This is a genomic window from Streptomyces sp. NPDC088762, assembly GCF_044750905.1.
GTDB lineage: Bacteria > Actinomycetota > Actinomycetes > Streptomycetales > Streptomycetaceae > Streptomyces.
In genome coordinates this window covers 334,991-348,797 of sequence record NZ_JBIVKT010000003.1, presented here as the reverse complement: position 1 = coordinate 348,797, position 13,807 = coordinate 334,991, and the positions used below count along the sequence as shown (strand labels likewise).

Below are 13,807 nucleotides of genomic sequence, written 5' to 3'. Positions count from 1 at the left end.
CAGCGTTCTAGCGGGCCGCTGACCTGATCCACCCGCCGGGCCGGGCGGGTTCATCCATCCGGCGGCTCGGCTTCACTCCAGGAACGTTTCCGTTGACGGGACCCCACGGCCGGCGGGGAAGGGCCGTTGGCACCCCGGTCGAAACGATTCCGTGGGAGGGCGTCCTGACAGGGGGAATGCGGTGGATCATTGCGAAAAGGCCGGCTGGTCCGCTGGGCAGCCGTACGAACGAGGGGACGTGTTCATGGACGTGCGGCCGAGCCGGCGTGGGGTTCTCGGCGGCGTGGCCGCGGCTGCTCTGGCTGCCGTTCTCCCCACCGGGGAACGGGCCTTCGCCGAGGGCACGGGGGCGGACGGGGTCACCGTCCGGCTGCGCGCGCTCGAGCGGGCTCATTCGGCGCGCCTGGGAGTCTTCGCCCGTGACGCGGTCACCGGCAGGACGGTGCTGTACCGCGCGGACGAGCTGTTCCCCCTGTGCTCGACGTTCAAGACGATCGCCGTGGCGGCGGTGCTGCGGGACCTCGGCGGTGACGGCACGTTTCCCGCCGAGCGCATCCGCTACGCGGAGAAGGACGTCACCGGGTCGGGCTACGCGCCGATCACCGGGTTGCCCGAGAACCTCGAAGGCGGCATGACCGTCGCGGAGCTGTGCGCGGCGGCCATCGAGCACAGCGACAACGCCGCTGCCAATCTGCTGCTGCGGGAGCTCGGCGGCCCGGACGCGGTCACCCGTTTCTGCCGGTCCATCGGTGACCGCGTGACCCGGCTCGACCGGTGGGAGCCCGAACTGAACTCCGCCGAACCGGGCAGGGTCACCGACACCACGAGCCCGCGTGCCATCGGCCGCACCCATGCCCGGCTCACCGTCGGGGATGCTCTCGCTGCCCCCGACCGGGAGCGGCTGACCGGCTGGCTGCTGGGCAACACGACCGGCGGCAACCGCCTGCGCGCCGGGCTGCCGAAGGACTGGAGCGTCGCCGAGAAGACCGGCACCGGCGGCTACGGCACCACCAACGACGTGGGCGTCACCTGGCCGCCCGGCCGGGGACCGATCACGATGGCGGTCCTCTCCACCCGGCACGATTCCGCCGCGCCGGCCGATGAGCCGCTGATCGCCGAGGCGGCCGCACTGCTGGCCGCAGCGTTGACGTGACGTGACCTCCTCATGGGAGGCGGGCTGTGCCCTCGCCCGTGCGGGGGGCACACCTCAGGCGTCGAGCGGGCAGCCGGCCAGAAGGGTCGCCGGGTCGGCCGCGGGGTCCTTGGGGACGGTGCGGCCGAGCGGCGGCCGCACGCCGCGGCCGATCCAGTCCTCCAGTGCGGTGAAAGCGGCGCGGTGGCAGGGCGTGAGGGGGCGCAGCCGGTCGGGGAAGGCGTCGACGAGCGAGTCCACGTGGGTGCCGCCCTCGATGCGGTAGTAGCGCAGCAGTGCGCCGCGTCCGGCGCGGCGGACCATCTCGGCATAGACGTCGGAGTCCTGGGAGATGGGCAGCAGCACGTCCAGCGTGCCGTGCAGGGTGATCAGCGGTCTGCCGATGCGGCCGGTGAGCCCGATCTTCGCGACGGCCCGGTGGACCTCCGCGGGGCGGTCGGCGTAGGCGTAGTCCGCGTCGCAGGCCGGCGAGCCGGAAGCGCAGAACGGAGTGCCGGCCTCGACCGGTCCGTCGTACTCGGGATCGAGTTCCTCGCGGTAGATCCGCTGGGTGAGGTCCCAGTAGGAGCGGTGGTGGTAGGGCCAGAGGAACTCCGAGCCGGCCGGGAACCCGGCGGCCAGCAGCGCGCCGTGCGCCTGCTCGCCCCGGGGGCCGCCGGCGGCGTAGTCGGGGTAGGCGGCCAGGGCCGGCGGCAGGAACGTGAGGAGGTTCGGGCCGTCGGCCCGCCACAGCGTGCCCTCCCAGTCGACTCCGCCGTCGTACAGCTCCGGGTGGTTCTCCAGTTGCCAGCGCACCAGATAGCCGCCGTTGGACATGCCGGTGGCCAGGGTGCGGGCCGGGGGCCGCCGGTAGCGCTGTGCCACGACCGCGCGGGCCGCCCGGGTGAGTTGGGTGACGCGGGTGTTCCATTCGGCGATGGCGTCGCCGGGCGCCTGCCCGTCGCGGTGGAAGGCGACGCCGGTGTTGCCCTTGTCGGTGGCGGCGAAGGCATAGCCGCGGGAGAGGACCCAGTCGCCGATCGCGCGGTCGTTGGCGTACTGCTCGCGCACGCCCGGCGAGCCGGCGACGACGAGTCCGCCGTTCCAGTGGTCCGGCAGCCGGATGACGAACTGGGCGTCGTGGTTCCAGCCGTGGTTGGTGTTGGTCGTCGAGGAGTCGGGGAAGTAGCCGTCGATCTGGACGCCGGGCACTCCGGAGGGGACGGGCAGGTCCTTGGGGGTGAGGCCGGCCCAGTCGGCCGGGTCGGTGTGCCCGGAGGCCACCGTCCCGGCTGTGGTCAACTCGGCCAGGCAGTCGGCCCTTTGGAGCTCGGCTCCCGGCACCCGGAGGTGTGTCTGCCGCGCACAGTGGGCGCTGCTCCCGGACGCGGGACGGGCACCGGCCGGGGACGCGGCCGTCGCGATCAGGACCGCGGTGAGGAGGGCCGTGGCGGCGAGCCGGGTCGGAGGTGAGGCGGAGCGGATGGCCAGTGCCATTGGGAGCCTCCATGGCTGGAAGGTGACTGGCCGGAGGCTATGCGGCGCAGGAGGCGCCCTGACACGGCTGGGCCCGCCATGTTCGCGGCCGCCCGGGTGGTGGCGGCCGCCATGGCGGGCGTGTGCTGCCTGTTCGGCACTCAGGAACAGCCGGCGTCGGCGATCACGAAGTAGCCGGCGGGCGACTCCTTCAGGGTGTGGGTCGTGAAGACGTTGTAGAGCCCCATGTTCTGGTTCGATCCCTTGGCGTACGCGTAGCCGCCGCTCGCGGTGGCCCTTCCGGCCTGCACGTGCTGGTAGTTGTCGGCCGTCCAGCACGCCGCGGCGGCGCCGGTGGTCCTGACGGTCACAGCATCAGAACGGGCTCCCTGCACACCGGCGGTGTCACGGGCGCCGACGGTGTAGGTGTGGCTCGTCCCGGCGGCGAGGCCGGTGTCCGTGTACGGGGGCGCGGCCGGGGTGGCCACCTGGGTTCCGTCCCGGTACAGCACGTAGTCGGCGGCGCCCGCCACCGGGTTCCAGCTCAAGGTGACGCTGGTGTCCCCGACGCCGGTCGGGGCGAGGCCGGTCGGCGCAGGCAGCCTTCCCGGGCCGGGACCCGGTCCGGTTGCGTCGAGGCCGAAGAACCGCGTGATCCAGTCACTGGAGCAGATCGAGGCGATGAAGTGGGCGGTACCGGTCCGGCCGCACTGCCCGGGACCGGTGCCGGGGTCGACGGGGGTGCCGTGGCCGATGCCGGGAACGCGGTTGACCTCGACGGCCACCGTGCCGTCCGGGGCGAGGAACTCCTCGTGCCGGGTGGCGTTGGGGCCGATGGACGTCGTGCGGTCCGGCGTCTGGCTCAGTCCGTGCAGCGCGGTCCACTGGTCGCGCAGCTCGTCGGCGTTGCGCGGGACCACCTTCGTGTCCTGGTCTCCGTGCCACACGGCCAGCCGCGGCCACGGGCCGGCCCACGAGGGGTACGCGTCACGCACCCGCTGCGCCCACACCGCGGGGCTCCGGTCCACGCCCGGGTTCATACAGCCGAGCGCGGCCGTGTCCTTGGTGCAGTCGTAGGGCAGCCCGGCGACCACAGCCCCGGCCGCGAACACGTCCGGGTAGGTCGCGAGCACCACCGAGGTCATCGCGCCGCCGGCCGAGAGCCCGGTCACGTAGGTGCGGGCGGGGTCGGTGCCGTACGCCGAGACGGCGTGGGTGACCATCTGACGGATCGAGGCGGCCTCGCCCTGGCCGCGCACGTTGTCCGTCGCCTGGAACCAGTTGAAGCACTGGCTGATGTTGTTCCCGGAGGTCGTCTCGGCGAACACCAGCAAGAAGCCGCGCCGGTCCGCGAGTTCGGGCAGGCCGGAGTTGTCCGCGTAGACCTGGGCGTTCTGCGTGCACCCGTGCAGCGCCACCACCAGCGGCGGATCGGCCGGGAGTGACGCCGGCCGGTACACGTACATGTTCAACTGGCCCGGGTTGGCACCGAAACCGGAGACCCGCTCCAGGGTGACGGCAGCCCGGGCCGGGGAGGCGGGCCCGGCCACGGCGCCGCCGACGCCCAGCACCGCCACGGCGAACAGACGGGCGAGAACCGCCCGCAAGGTCCGGCGGCCCCTGCCCGGCAAGGCCGGCTCCCCGGCGAAGGGTGAGAGTAAAAGTGAAGACGATCTCCTGATCAACGGCATGTCGGCTGCTCCCTGCGGTGGCGGACACGAGCCGTCGAGCCGTTCTCCCGGAGGCTCGGCGTGCCGTCACCCTAGCCACGCGCCCCGCAGGTGGGGCATGGCGAGGAACGCCATATTCCGGCTACGCGCTGGCGTATCGCAGAGGGTTGCGGCAGGGGCCGGCACCCGCTAGGAAATGACCCCTGCGTCCAAGAGCCCGCGGCCGCGCGCGCCGTGCCTGGGCCGCCACGATCGCGCGGGGCCCGCGGCCACTACTTCTTCCGGTGCTTCGCAGCGGGTGGGTCCTGGGGGTCGACGCCCGTGACGGCGGAGGCGTCCCTGGTGCCGCTGGGCCGACCGGAGCGGCCCTTGGGGCCGAGGTCGTGCATCCCCTCGGGCGAGCTCTGCTTGGCGTGGTCCTCACCGCTCCGGCTGGTGCTCTCACCCGTGCCGGCGCCCGCACCCTTGGTCTCCTCCTTGGACACGCTCCTGCCGCGGCCGGGTGCCGGGGCGTACGTGTCGGGGTGGAAGGAGCGGTGCGCGCTGGGGTTGTCCTGCGTATGCGTACTGTCGACGTCCGGTGACCAACCGTGCTCCTCGGTGCCGGGATGCCTGCTCGCTCCGCCCTCACCCTGCGAGGGGTGGGATTTCGACGGTTTCCTGGACATGACGTGTCCTTCGTTCGGCCTTCCCCGAGCACCTACATGCTGCCCGATCTGGGCGCCGCCACTCAGGAACCGCGGCGCCCCTTTGTGCCACATGTGTGTGCTTTGCAGGAAGGCGCCGGCTATTCCTCGATCGAGGCCACCGCTGCCACACCGGCGTAGCGCAGCTTCCGCTGTACGGTGCGCCGGGCGCCGCGGACGCGGACCGGCGCGGTCGCCGAGAGGCGTGTGGCGGCCCGTCGCAGTGCGTAGGCGCAGATCAGGTCGATGTGCGTGAGGGCGCTCAGGTCCAGCACGCACGCGCCGGCCCGGGTCAGGCGCGGGTCGAGGAGCTGCTGTTCCAGCGTGAAGACGTGGTGCGCGCTCAGTCGGCCGGTGAAACGCAGGACGGCGCCGCCGTCACACTCCGTGATGCTCATGGGTGGCTGGGAGAGGGTGGCGGGGTGGCGATCGAGTGCCATGGACGACCTCCTGCATCACGTACGGCGGACGTTCGCGGACGGTGGTACTCCTGTCGGCTGACCTCAGTGTGGCGACCCGGTGACCGGTGCGCTCGTGGCCGCCGCCGTACGGGTGATGAGCCGGCGGTGTCCGCCCCGTCCCGGTCGCGGTGGCCGAACGCGGCCGGTCCCCCGGCCCGGGGGAGCGGGTCGGGGGTCCGGCCGTTCATGGAGGCCTGTGCCGACTAGTGGCGGAAGGCGTCCTTGGTCTTCTCCTTGGCCTGGCGGGCGTCGCCCTTGGCCTGCTCGGCGCGGCCCTCCGCGGTCATGCGCTCGTTGCCCACGACGCGGCCGATGGCCTCCTTGGCCTTGCCCTTGGCCTGCTCGACGTGTGCCTTGCTCTTCTGCTCGCCCGACATGGGGACCTCCTCGTCGATGTACCGGATTGGTCTCGAGGACGCTCTTGCTCGCATTCGCCCTTCCTAAACAGCAGGTGCGCCCATGCCGGACGGGGCTGGTGTCGGACCGGGATGCGGGGGCATACGGCTCTCACCCTCTGGAAGGAGCAGCGATGCTGGGTATTGCGGCGGCCGTGTTGTTCTTCATCGCGTTCTTGATCAATGCGGCGGAGATTTCGACGAACCATGTGTTCTCATCAGGGAACTTCATGATCCTGGGCCTGATGCTGCTGGCCCTGCACGTGGCCGGCATCGGCAGCGGTTGGGCCACCCGCCGACGCAGGCGCTGACGGGCCCCGAGGTCGCCCCGGCGCAGGAGCCCGGGCACCTTCGGAGCGTCGGGACGAGCCTTCCTCTCCGCCGGCGGAGAGGAAGGCTCTTCTTTTCGGACGCAGCGGGGGACCGGACGTCGCGTGCGTTCCGAACGGAATCAGCCTCTCCCGGCGGGTTCGCGGCACGGCGTTTGTCCGGCCGAGCGAGGTGTCCGTGCAGGCTGACGCCGGGGACGGCGCTCTGGGCGTGTGTCGACGGCGCACGGTGTTCGGCCATGCGCCCCCGCACGCCCCGGGCGGGGACGTTCCCCGTGGGGGAGGCCGGGGCACTCGCTTGGTGCTGATTGATCAACACCCGAGGAGACACTGCCGAGATGACGAAGGTCCTGATCCTGCACAGCGTCAGGCTCGTGCGCGCCGCACTGGCCGCCCTGCTGACGTCAGAGGAGAGTTTCGAGGTCACATCTGCGGGCTGGCGGACCGCGGCCCGCCGGGCGGAGAGCTTACGGCCGGACGTCACCGTGGTGGACCTCGACTGTCCCGGGGCCTCGGCCGCCCTCTCGGATGACCGGACCACCCGTGCCGTCCTCGACCCCGCCACCCCGCTGCTGGTGCTCGCCGCGTCCGGTACGCCCGGCACGGTGCGCCGCGCGTTCCAGACCCACGCCCTCGGGTTCGTCGACAAGGACGGCTCGCCCGGGCGTCTCACCCAGGCGGTCCGCAAGGTCGCGGCGGGGGAGCGCTTCATCGACGCGTCACTGGCGTCGGCCTTCCTCCAGTCCGAGCCGGTGCCGCTGAGCCCGCGCGAGCTGAGCGTGCTGGCCCGGGCCGCCGAGGGCGACTCGGTGGCGGAGATAGCCCGGGCCCTCCACCTGGCCAGCGGAACCGTCCGGAACTACATGGCCGCCGTCACCCGCAAGACCGGCGCCCGCAACCGGATCGACGCGATCCGGATATCTCGGCGGGCGGGCTGGGTCTGAGCCGTCCGGCCGCCCGCGTTCAGCCCTCCGCGTGCCACCCTCCCACCAGGTCCCGGTACAGCGGCGACCTGGCGGGGAGTTCCGCAGGAGTGCCGCACACCGCGTGGGTGCCGTCGAGGACGAGGACCCGGTCGGCCCGGGCAGCGGAGGACATGCGGTGCGCGACCACCACCAGGGTCCCGGGCCGTGCGGCCAGGGCGCGTTCGGCGCGCTCCTCGGCCGCGGCGTCGAGATGGCAGGTCGCCTCGTCCAGCAGGAGGAGCGGCGCGGGCGACAAGTAGGCCGCTGTGAGCGCGAGTTGCTGCCGTTCACCCTGGGAGAGCCGACCGGGGTCGACCGGGGCGTCCAGCCCGCCCAGCCGTTCCACGAGCGGTGCGGTGCCCAGCGCCGCCACGGCGTGCGCGATGCGGGGGCCGGGGACCGAGTCGGGGCTCAGGTGGACCAGGTTCTCCCGGACCGTGCCGGTGAAGACGTACGCCTCCTGGGGCAGCAGGGTCCGGCGCGGGTCGGGGCGTCCCCCCGGCGCTCGCCGGGCGGGAGCCCCGGCCACCAGCACCGAGCCGGCGTCCGGCGGGAGCAGTCCCGCGAGCAGACTGGTGAGCGTCGACTTGCCGATCCCGCTCGGCCCCACCACGGCGAGGTGTTCGCCCGGACGGACCAGGAGGTCGAGGCCGTCGAGCACGGGCCGGGCCCCGGGCCCGTACGCGAAGCGCAGCCCGCGCACCTCGACCGCCGCCCCCGGGACAGGGTCCGGTTCCCGGCGCCGGTCCGGGGCCGCATCGAGGCCGGCGGCGGCCGGCGTGCCCGGCTTCGGAGCCGGCGTGTCCGGCTTCGGGGCCGGTGCGCAGAAGCGGTCCAGGACCACCACCAGGCGGGTGCCCGCCGAACCCACCGCCGTCATCAGGGAGTCGAGCGCGGGCAGCAGGGACTGCACGAGGTACGTCAGCGCCCCGGCGAGCGCTCCCGTACTGACCCCGTTCGCCAACAGCCACGGCGTACCCGCGAGCAGGGCCACCACCGGCAGCCGGCCCGCCGCCCCCAGCGCCAGCGTGCGCCGGGCCGTCCAGCCGGCCAGCCGTCCGGTCAGCCGTTCCTGCGCGGCCACGAGCGCCTCGATCCGGCCCCCGGCCGCCCCGGCGCCACCGCAGGCGACCACGTCGCGCAGCCCCGCGGCGAGCTCACCCGTGCGCGCGGCCAGCGCCTCGTCGGTGTCGAGGGCGGCGCGCTGGAGCCGAGCCATCGGGTGCAGCGTGGCCGCGAAGCAGGCGGCCCCCAGCAGCAGAGGGGGCAGCACGAACAGCAACAGCGCAGGTGAGAGCACGGCCAGCCCGGCCAGCGCGCCCACGGCGGTGAACGCGAACGAGCGCGCGGTCAGGACGAGTCCGGCGAAGGAGTCGCGGGCCATCTCGGTCTGCTGGGTGAGCCGCGAGACCGCCCCGGACCCACCCGCCCAAGCCGGGTCGGCCACCGCCCGCTCCAGCGCCTGGCGCACCGCCCGCCGGACCAGCCCGTCGCGCAGCGGCTCCACCAGCCCGGCCAGTCCGGCGAAGACCCCGCGGAGCGCGAGGGCTCCGACGAGCGCGCCCGCGCCGGCCACGCCGAGCCAGCCGAGGCCGGTGGCGGTGTGGCCGGCGAGGAAGCCGTCGTCGAGGGCGCGGGCGACCGCGTACCCGCCGAGGAAGGTGTGCGCGGACTCCAGCAGCGACCACACGGCGAGCCGGCCCAGGGCCGCCAGGTGCCCGCGCAGGAAGCGGCGGCCCTCGGCCCCTACCCGGCGCCAGGTTCCCGCCTCGCTCACCGTACGGCCTCCCGCCCGACGGCGCCCGGGGCCGGCGTGGCGCCCGGCCGCGGCCCGTCCTCGACCTCCCGGCCGGCGTCCATGGCCCGGCCGGCGTCCAAGGCCCGGCCGCCGCCAGGCACCTGCCCGCCGCCAGGCATCCACCCTGCGTCCGGCACCCGCCCGGCATCCCGCTCCGGCCCGCGTCCCGCCGCCTCCCCGGCCGCGAACACCGCCCGGTACGCGGGGTCGGCCCACAGCTGCGCGTGCGTGCCCGTGGCCCGGACCCGGCCCGCGTCCAGCCAGACGACGAGGTCGGCGCGGGCGGCGGCCGACACCCGGTGCGCGACCACGAGCCGGGTGCCGGGGCGCACCTCCCGCGCGAGCGCCCGCTCCACCTCGGCCGCCGTGACGGTGTCCAGCCCGGAGGTGGCGTCGTCCAGCACCAGCAGCCGTCCCGGCCGCAGGAACGCCCGGGCCAGGCCCAGGCGTTGACGTTCGCCCCCGGACATGGGGGCGCGCGCCACCGCCGTCCCGTAGCCCTCGGGAAGGCGCCGTACGAACGGATCGGCCGCCGCCTGCCGGGCCGCCTCGCGCACGGCCGCGGGAGCCGGCCGAGGGTCCGGACCGAAGGCGATGGCCTGCTCGATGCTCTCCCCGAACAGCGCGGGACGGCCGAAGGCGTATCCGACCTCGCGGCGCAGCGACTCCTGCGAAAGTTCCTCCAGGGGTACTCCGTCCAGCAGCACCCGGCCGCCGTTGCAGGGGGTGAGCCGCCCGGCGGCCGCGGCGAGCAGTGACTTCCCGGAACCGGAACGGCCCACGACGGCGACGGTGGACCCGCCGGGCACCCGCAGGTCGACGTCGTGCAGGACGACGGCCCCCTCGCGCACCAGCCGGACCCCTCGCAGCTCCAGCGTGCCCGGCCCGCCCGGCGGCAGTTGGGCCGTTCCCTGCGTCAGTTCGGGCAGGCCGAAGAGGGCCGCCGTGCGCCGGGCGGCGGTCCGGCCGCGCACGACCGCCGCCAGCCGGCCGGTCACCGCGCCGATCCCGGCGGCGAGGCCCGCGTAGCGCAGGACGGCGAGCAGGCCACCGACGCTCAGTGCCCCCGCCGCGAGCCGCAGACCGCCCACCCCGACGACCGCGTACAGGAGCAGCGGTACGAGCGCTGCCGTACGGGCCGTGGTGGCTCCGTAGATCCGCCACATCTCCCGTCCCTCCCGGCCCAGTTCGGCCAGGGGGGCGAGGATGCGCAGCCGTTCGCGGTCTGCCGTGCCGGCGGCGGCGATCGTCCGGGCGCCCGACAGGGCTTCGACCAGCCGGCCGGCCAGGGACAGCTGCAGCTGCTGGTAGCGGGTGACGCTGGCACCGGAGTCGCGGGCGAACACCCGCAGCAGCACGGCCAGCAGCGGCAGCCCGGCGAGGAACGCCAGCGCGGTCCAGACGTCGATCACGAACAGGGCGACGAGCCCGCCCAGCGGGGGCAGCAGGGTCGCGGCGCCCGTCGCGACGGCCGCGGGCACCGTCCCGGCCTCGGTGGCGTGGGCGGTCAGCCGGGCGGAGACCTCGCCCGGGGCGTGGCGCGCCGCGTGGTGCGGGGCGGCGCGCAGGAGCCGCGCCAGCCCCCGGCGGCGCAGCCAGGCCGTGGAGCGCGCGTCGACGGCGCCCGTCAGCCGTACGACCGCGGCGTCCAGGAGTACTTCGGCGCTGATCAGCAGCGCGCACCACATGGTCCAGCGGCCGCCGGCGGGGTCCCCGCGCAGCAGCAGGTCGAGGGTGTGGCCGAGGACGGCCGGTTCGGCGAGGGCCGCGCCGGCAGCGGCCACGGAGCAGCCGGCGGCGGCGGCCGTTCGGCCGCGGCTGTGCCGGGCGGCATCCAGGAGCGCCCGGTCGGCTACGACGGCGATCGACGCCTCGTCGGCGGATGCGGGCGGTGTCATGGGCAGCGGCTCCCGGGGTGTGGTGCGGGCCCGGGCGGAGAACCGCCCGGGCCCGAAGAGACCTGATCAGTTACAGGTCGTGACGCTCAGGCTGCTGTCGCCGCAGAGGAGCAGGCTGGCGCGGCTTCCGCCACCCGTGAGCTCTCCGGCCTCGGTGACCTCGGCCTTGGGGGTTTCCATCGACTGCAGATCGAGAAGCGTCATGTCTGATTCCTCTTCCTCAGTGGGTGTACCGATGGGTCACGGCGCCCGGTTCGGGTGCCGGCTCTGGGGCCGCCGCGGTGGTCCGCAGCGGCGGAAGGAACGGCAGGTGCGCGCGCCCGCCGGGCGCGGCGCTGCCGAGGGCGAGGAGCGCGCCGGCCGTGCCCGTGGACAGGTCCATGGACAGGCGCATCAACTGCTCGCCGGGGAAGGCCAGATGGCCTTGGTAGTCGATCGCGTGACGGGCCAGCGCCTCGGTCTGGCGGGCGACGTCCGCGGCGCGGGCGCCCGGGCGGTCCGTGGCCTCCGGGGGAGTGGTGGTCCGTGCCAGGTGCAGGACCATGCCGGCGGCTCCGCGGAACAGGCCCGGCTGGGCGTAGAAGGTGGCCTGGGCCGCGCGTACGATCGCGGTTCTGGCCTCCTCGAACCGCTCGTCGGCGCCGTGCTCCAGCCAGTCGTCCAGCACCATGCCGATGCCCACGCTGCCCGCGCCGAGGTAGGGCATGGTGCGCCACCCCTCGTCCACCTGGAGGGTGCCGGACGCGCTGGTCACGCACCGGTCCAGATCGTGGTGCAGGTCGGTCGCCGCCTGCGCCAGGAGCGCCCGGTCGCCGGTGCGTTCGTACAGGCGCAGGCACAGCAGGGCGGATCCGCTGCGGCCGTGCAGCAGCCCGGCCCGCTTCGGTGCGGGCGGTTTGCCAGCCGCGAGTTCGGCGCACCGCAGGGCCGCCGCGTGCAGCCGCCCCTCGCCGGTGGAGGTGCCCAGGGAGTCCAGCGCCAGCCCGATCCCGGCCAGGCCGCCGTGCAGATCGGCTCCGGCGGACTGCCAGGGCTGGTCCAGCAGCCGGTCGGTGAGGGCCAGCGCCCGGTCGCGGTACCCGAGGTGTTCCAGGGTCCAGGCGAGCCCGGCCAGGCCGTCGTAGAAGCCGAGCGGGGTGCCGGACGCGAGGTCACCGGCCCGGGCGAGCAGCCACTCCTCGGCTTGCGGCCATGGGGGCTCGCCCGTCTCGGAGAGCGCGTACAGCACGCCGGCCGCCCCGGCGGCGAAGGTGCTCCCGCCGCCTGCGGTGGTGAACTGAGTGATGTCGCCGGGGAAGAGCCGGTCCGTGCGCCCGAAGTCGGCGCTGGCGCGCAGGGCCGCGGTCATGGAGGCGCGGGCGGCCGGCCAGTCGCCGGGTTCCACCGGCAGGTAGGGCCGGGCTGCCGGGGCCGGCGTCCGCCGCGGCCGGGGGACGTGCTCCCCCGGCCCGGCGACTATCTCCGCGACCGCCTCGTCGAGGAAGGCGCGCGGGACCGGGAACTGCGCGGCGGCGATGTCGGCGAGGTGTGCGGCCTTACCGCGGTCCAGGGCGAACAGGCTCGTCAGCGGCAGGAACAGCGCGAGCCGCAGGCAGGCCAGCGCGTACCGGTCCACGGCGAAGCCGCGCCGGTCGGGCGGGGCCACGAACATCGGGTTGGCGACCGTCTGCCGCAGACCCTCCTCCACGTGCGCGGCGGCCTCGAAGTCCAGCAGCGCCACGGTCGGCTCGCCCGTGTCGGGATCCTCGTCGACCATGATGTTGAACAGGTGCAGGTCGTTGAAGACGATGCCCCGGGCGTGCACCGCCTCGACGGCTTGCGTCACGCGCCCGTGGACCTTCATCGCCCACGCGGTGTACGCGACGAGCTCGGCGGGATCGGGATCGGCCTCGATCAGCGGATGGCGGCGGGCGAAGAAGCTGTTGAGGGGGCGGCCGCGCAGGTACTCCAGGACCAGGAAGTGGTGGTCCCCGACGGTGAAGGTGCCGTGGACGGACGGTACGCAGTCCAGGCCGGCCAGTGCGTCGAGGGCTCTGCGCTCGCGCCGCAGCCGGGTCACCGCGTCCGCCCCGTCGGCGGCGAGCCCGGCGAAGGGCCGCGCTTCCTTGAGCACCACCGGCTCGCCGGTGCGGTTGTCGCGTCCGGCGTACACGCCGCCCCCGTTGGAGAAGTGCAGGGCCCGCTCCACCGTGCAGGGCATCCCGTCGAGGGTGAGCGCGGCACGCCGTTCCAGATGGGGGCGGAGGAAGTCCGGCAGGTCCAGCCAGGCCGGCGGCCGGAAGACCGGCGCGCGCACGTCCGGCACCAGGGTGCCGTCGGGTGCCTCCAGGGCCGGGACCAGATCGCCGTGCTCGTCGTAGCAGTGCCGCAGGGTGAAGCTGCCGTACCGCAGGTGGACGGGACCGTCGTTCCAGCGGAGGTCGCTGAGGATCGAGGGGCCGGGCTCGCCCGCCAGCAGCCGGTCCAGGTCCTCGGCCGTGCGCCGGCACTGCTCTTCGCCGGCGGGGTAGACGGTGATGAACTTCCCGCTGGCCGCCCGGTCGGCGTACTTCGCGTTGCGCAGGTGCAGCAGGTGGCGGCCCGGCACGAACTTGAAGGCGATCCGCCGCTCGGTGCAGTAGGCGTGGACCCGGTCGAGGACCGATTCGGCGTTGTCGAGGCCGGCCGAGACGTGGATCTTCCAGCCCTGCGAGGGGAGTTCGGCGTCCAGGGGGCGCAGTGCGAGCCAGTCCCCGCTGCGGTGCGACTGCCAGCCCCCGGGGACGGGGGCGAGGGCTGCCCGGTAGCTCTCCTCGGTCCGCCGGTACGGCGCCTCGTAGAACCAGCGGTCCGCGTCGCAGAACGCGGCGTACCCCTTGTTCACTTCTGCTCCCTCGGTCGGTGACGGGAACGACGGTGTCACGGGGGGCGTGGGCCGCGACAGTCACGCCTGTCACCAGTGGGGCGTGCAGAACGCACGAGTCACCTGCGCGGCGCACCGCCGCCGGCCGGACCGGT

The 13,807-nt window shown here is 74.4% G+C and carries 12 protein-coding genes; 3 read left to right on the top strand and 9 right to left on the bottom strand.

Features of this window, described 5'->3' with window-relative positions:
- Nucleotides 1-244: 244 nt before the first annotated feature.
- On the top strand, nucleotides 245-1,153 hold the full coding sequence (gene bla, locus ACIP5M_RS10020; RefSeq protein WP_401194343.1) for a class A beta-lactamase: 909 nt from the start codon (nucleotides 245-247) through the stop codon (nucleotides 1,151-1,153).
- A 54-nt stretch (nucleotides 1,154-1,207) separates the two neighbouring features.
- Here the strand turns inward: bla and ACIP5M_RS10015 are convergent, their stop codons facing one another.
- The 5 genes from ACIP5M_RS10015 to ACIP5M_RS09995 all read right to left on the bottom strand — a co-directional run bounded on the left by ACIP5M_RS10015 (nucleotide 1,208) and on the right by ACIP5M_RS09995 (nucleotide 5,802).
- Nucleotides 1,208-2,629 (bottom strand): tannase/feruloyl esterase family alpha/beta hydrolase, encoded by a 1,422-nt coding sequence (locus ACIP5M_RS10015; RefSeq protein ID WP_401194340.1) that lies wholly within the window; start codon nucleotides 2,627-2,629, stop codon nucleotides 1,208-1,210.
- 140 nt (nucleotides 2,630-2,769) lie between these two features.
- Nucleotides 2,770-4,074 (bottom strand): PHB depolymerase family esterase, encoded by a 1,305-nt coding sequence (locus ACIP5M_RS10010; protein ID WP_401195070.1) that lies wholly within the window; start codon nucleotides 4,072-4,074, stop codon nucleotides 2,770-2,772.
- 476 nt (nucleotides 4,075-4,550) lie between these two features.
- The gene (locus ACIP5M_RS10005; protein ID WP_401194337.1) at nucleotides 4,551-4,946 is read right to left on the bottom strand and encodes a hypothetical protein; all 396 of its coding nucleotides are present in this window, start codon (nucleotides 4,944-4,946) and stop codon (nucleotides 4,551-4,553) included.
- 119 nt (nucleotides 4,947-5,065) lie between these two features.
- Nucleotides 5,066-5,404 (bottom strand): STAS domain-containing protein, encoded by a 339-nt coding sequence (locus ACIP5M_RS10000; RefSeq protein WP_401194334.1) that lies wholly within the window; start codon nucleotides 5,402-5,404, stop codon nucleotides 5,066-5,068.
- Between the two features lie 224 nt (nucleotides 5,405-5,628).
- A complete protein-coding gene (locus ACIP5M_RS09995; protein WP_401194332.1) occupies nucleotides 5,629-5,802 on the bottom strand; it encodes a CsbD family protein in 174 nt (57 codons plus the stop codon).
- 152 nt (nucleotides 5,803-5,954) lie between these two features.
- Here ACIP5M_RS09995 and ACIP5M_RS09990 point away from each other — a divergent pair, with 152 nt between their 5' ends.
- Together ACIP5M_RS09990 and ACIP5M_RS09985 are read left to right on the top strand one after the other, a co-directional pair.
- The gene (locus ACIP5M_RS09990; RefSeq protein ID WP_401194330.1) at nucleotides 5,955-6,131 is read left to right on the top strand and encodes a hypothetical protein; all 177 of its coding nucleotides are present in this window, start codon (nucleotides 5,955-5,957) and stop codon (nucleotides 6,129-6,131) included.
- 356 nt (nucleotides 6,132-6,487) lie between these two features.
- A complete protein-coding gene (locus ACIP5M_RS09985) occupies nucleotides 6,488-7,093 on the top strand; it encodes a DNA-binding response regulator (RefSeq protein ID WP_401194327.1) in 606 nt (201 codons plus the stop codon).
- A gap of 19 nt (nucleotides 7,094-7,112) precedes the next feature.
- On the opposite strand, the gene ACIP5M_RS09980 is transcribed toward ACIP5M_RS09985, so the two are convergent.
- The 4 genes from ACIP5M_RS09980 to lanKC all read right to left on the bottom strand — a co-directional run bounded on the left by ACIP5M_RS09980 (nucleotide 7,113) and on the right by lanKC (nucleotide 13,673).
- Nucleotides 7,113-8,891: an ATP-binding cassette domain-containing protein gene (locus ACIP5M_RS09980; RefSeq protein WP_401194324.1), complete on the bottom strand. Its 1,779-nt coding sequence runs from the start codon at nucleotides 8,889-8,891 to the stop codon at nucleotides 7,113-7,115.
- Entirely contained in the window at nucleotides 8,888-10,810 is a 1,923-nt protein-coding gene (locus ACIP5M_RS09975; protein WP_401194322.1) for an ABC transporter ATP-binding protein, read from the bottom strand. Before ACIP5M_RS09975 ends, ACIP5M_RS09980 begins: the two co-directional genes overlap by 4 nt.
- A 66-nt stretch (nucleotides 10,811-10,876) precedes the next feature.
- Entirely contained in the window at nucleotides 10,877-11,014 is a 138-nt protein-coding gene (locus ACIP5M_RS09970) for a SapB/AmfS family lanthipeptide (RefSeq protein WP_215019680.1), read from the bottom strand.
- A 16-nt stretch (nucleotides 11,015-11,030) separates the two neighbouring features.
- A complete protein-coding gene (gene lanKC, locus ACIP5M_RS09965) occupies nucleotides 11,031-13,673 on the bottom strand; it encodes a class III lanthionine synthetase LanKC (protein WP_401194318.1) in 2,643 nt (880 codons plus the stop codon).
- Nucleotides 13,674-13,807 lie beyond the last annotated feature (134 nt).

Coding starts and splice junctions, on each gene's coding strand:
- ACIP5M_RS10005 (WP_401194337.1), bottom strand. CDS start 4,946: ATGTCCAGGAAACCGTCGAAATCCCACCCCTCGCAGGGTGAGGGCGGA.
- ACIP5M_RS09995 (WP_401194332.1), bottom strand. CDS start 5,802: ATGTCGGGCGAGCAGAAGAGCAAGGCACACGTCGAGCAGGCCAAGGGC.
- ACIP5M_RS10010 (WP_401195070.1), bottom strand. CDS start 4,074: ATGTACGTGTACCGGCCGGCGTCACTCCCGGCCGATCCGCCGCTGGTG.
- ACIP5M_RS09975 (WP_401194322.1), bottom strand. CDS start 10,810: ATGACACCGCCCGCATCCGCCGACGAGGCGTCGATCGCCGTCGTAGCC.
- ACIP5M_RS09985 (WP_401194327.1), top strand. CDS start 6,488: ATGACGAAGGTCCTGATCCTGCACAGCGTCAGGCTCGTGCGCGCCGCA.
- ACIP5M_RS09970 (WP_215019680.1), bottom strand. CDS start 11,014: ATGACGCTTCTCGATCTGCAGTCGATGGAAACCCCCAAGGCCGAGGTC.
- ACIP5M_RS10000 (WP_401194334.1), bottom strand. CDS start 5,404: ATGGCACTCGATCGCCACCCCGCCACCCTCTCCCAGCCACCCATGAGC.
- ACIP5M_RS09990 (WP_401194330.1), top strand. CDS start 5,955: ATGCTGGGTATTGCGGCGGCCGTGTTGTTCTTCATCGCGTTCTTGATC.
- bla (WP_401194343.1), top strand. CDS start 245: ATGGACGTGCGGCCGAGCCGGCGTGGGGTTCTCGGCGGCGTGGCCGCG.
- ACIP5M_RS10015 (WP_401194340.1), bottom strand. CDS start 2,629: ATGGCACTGGCCATCCGCTCCGCCTCACCTCCGACCCGGCTCGCCGCC.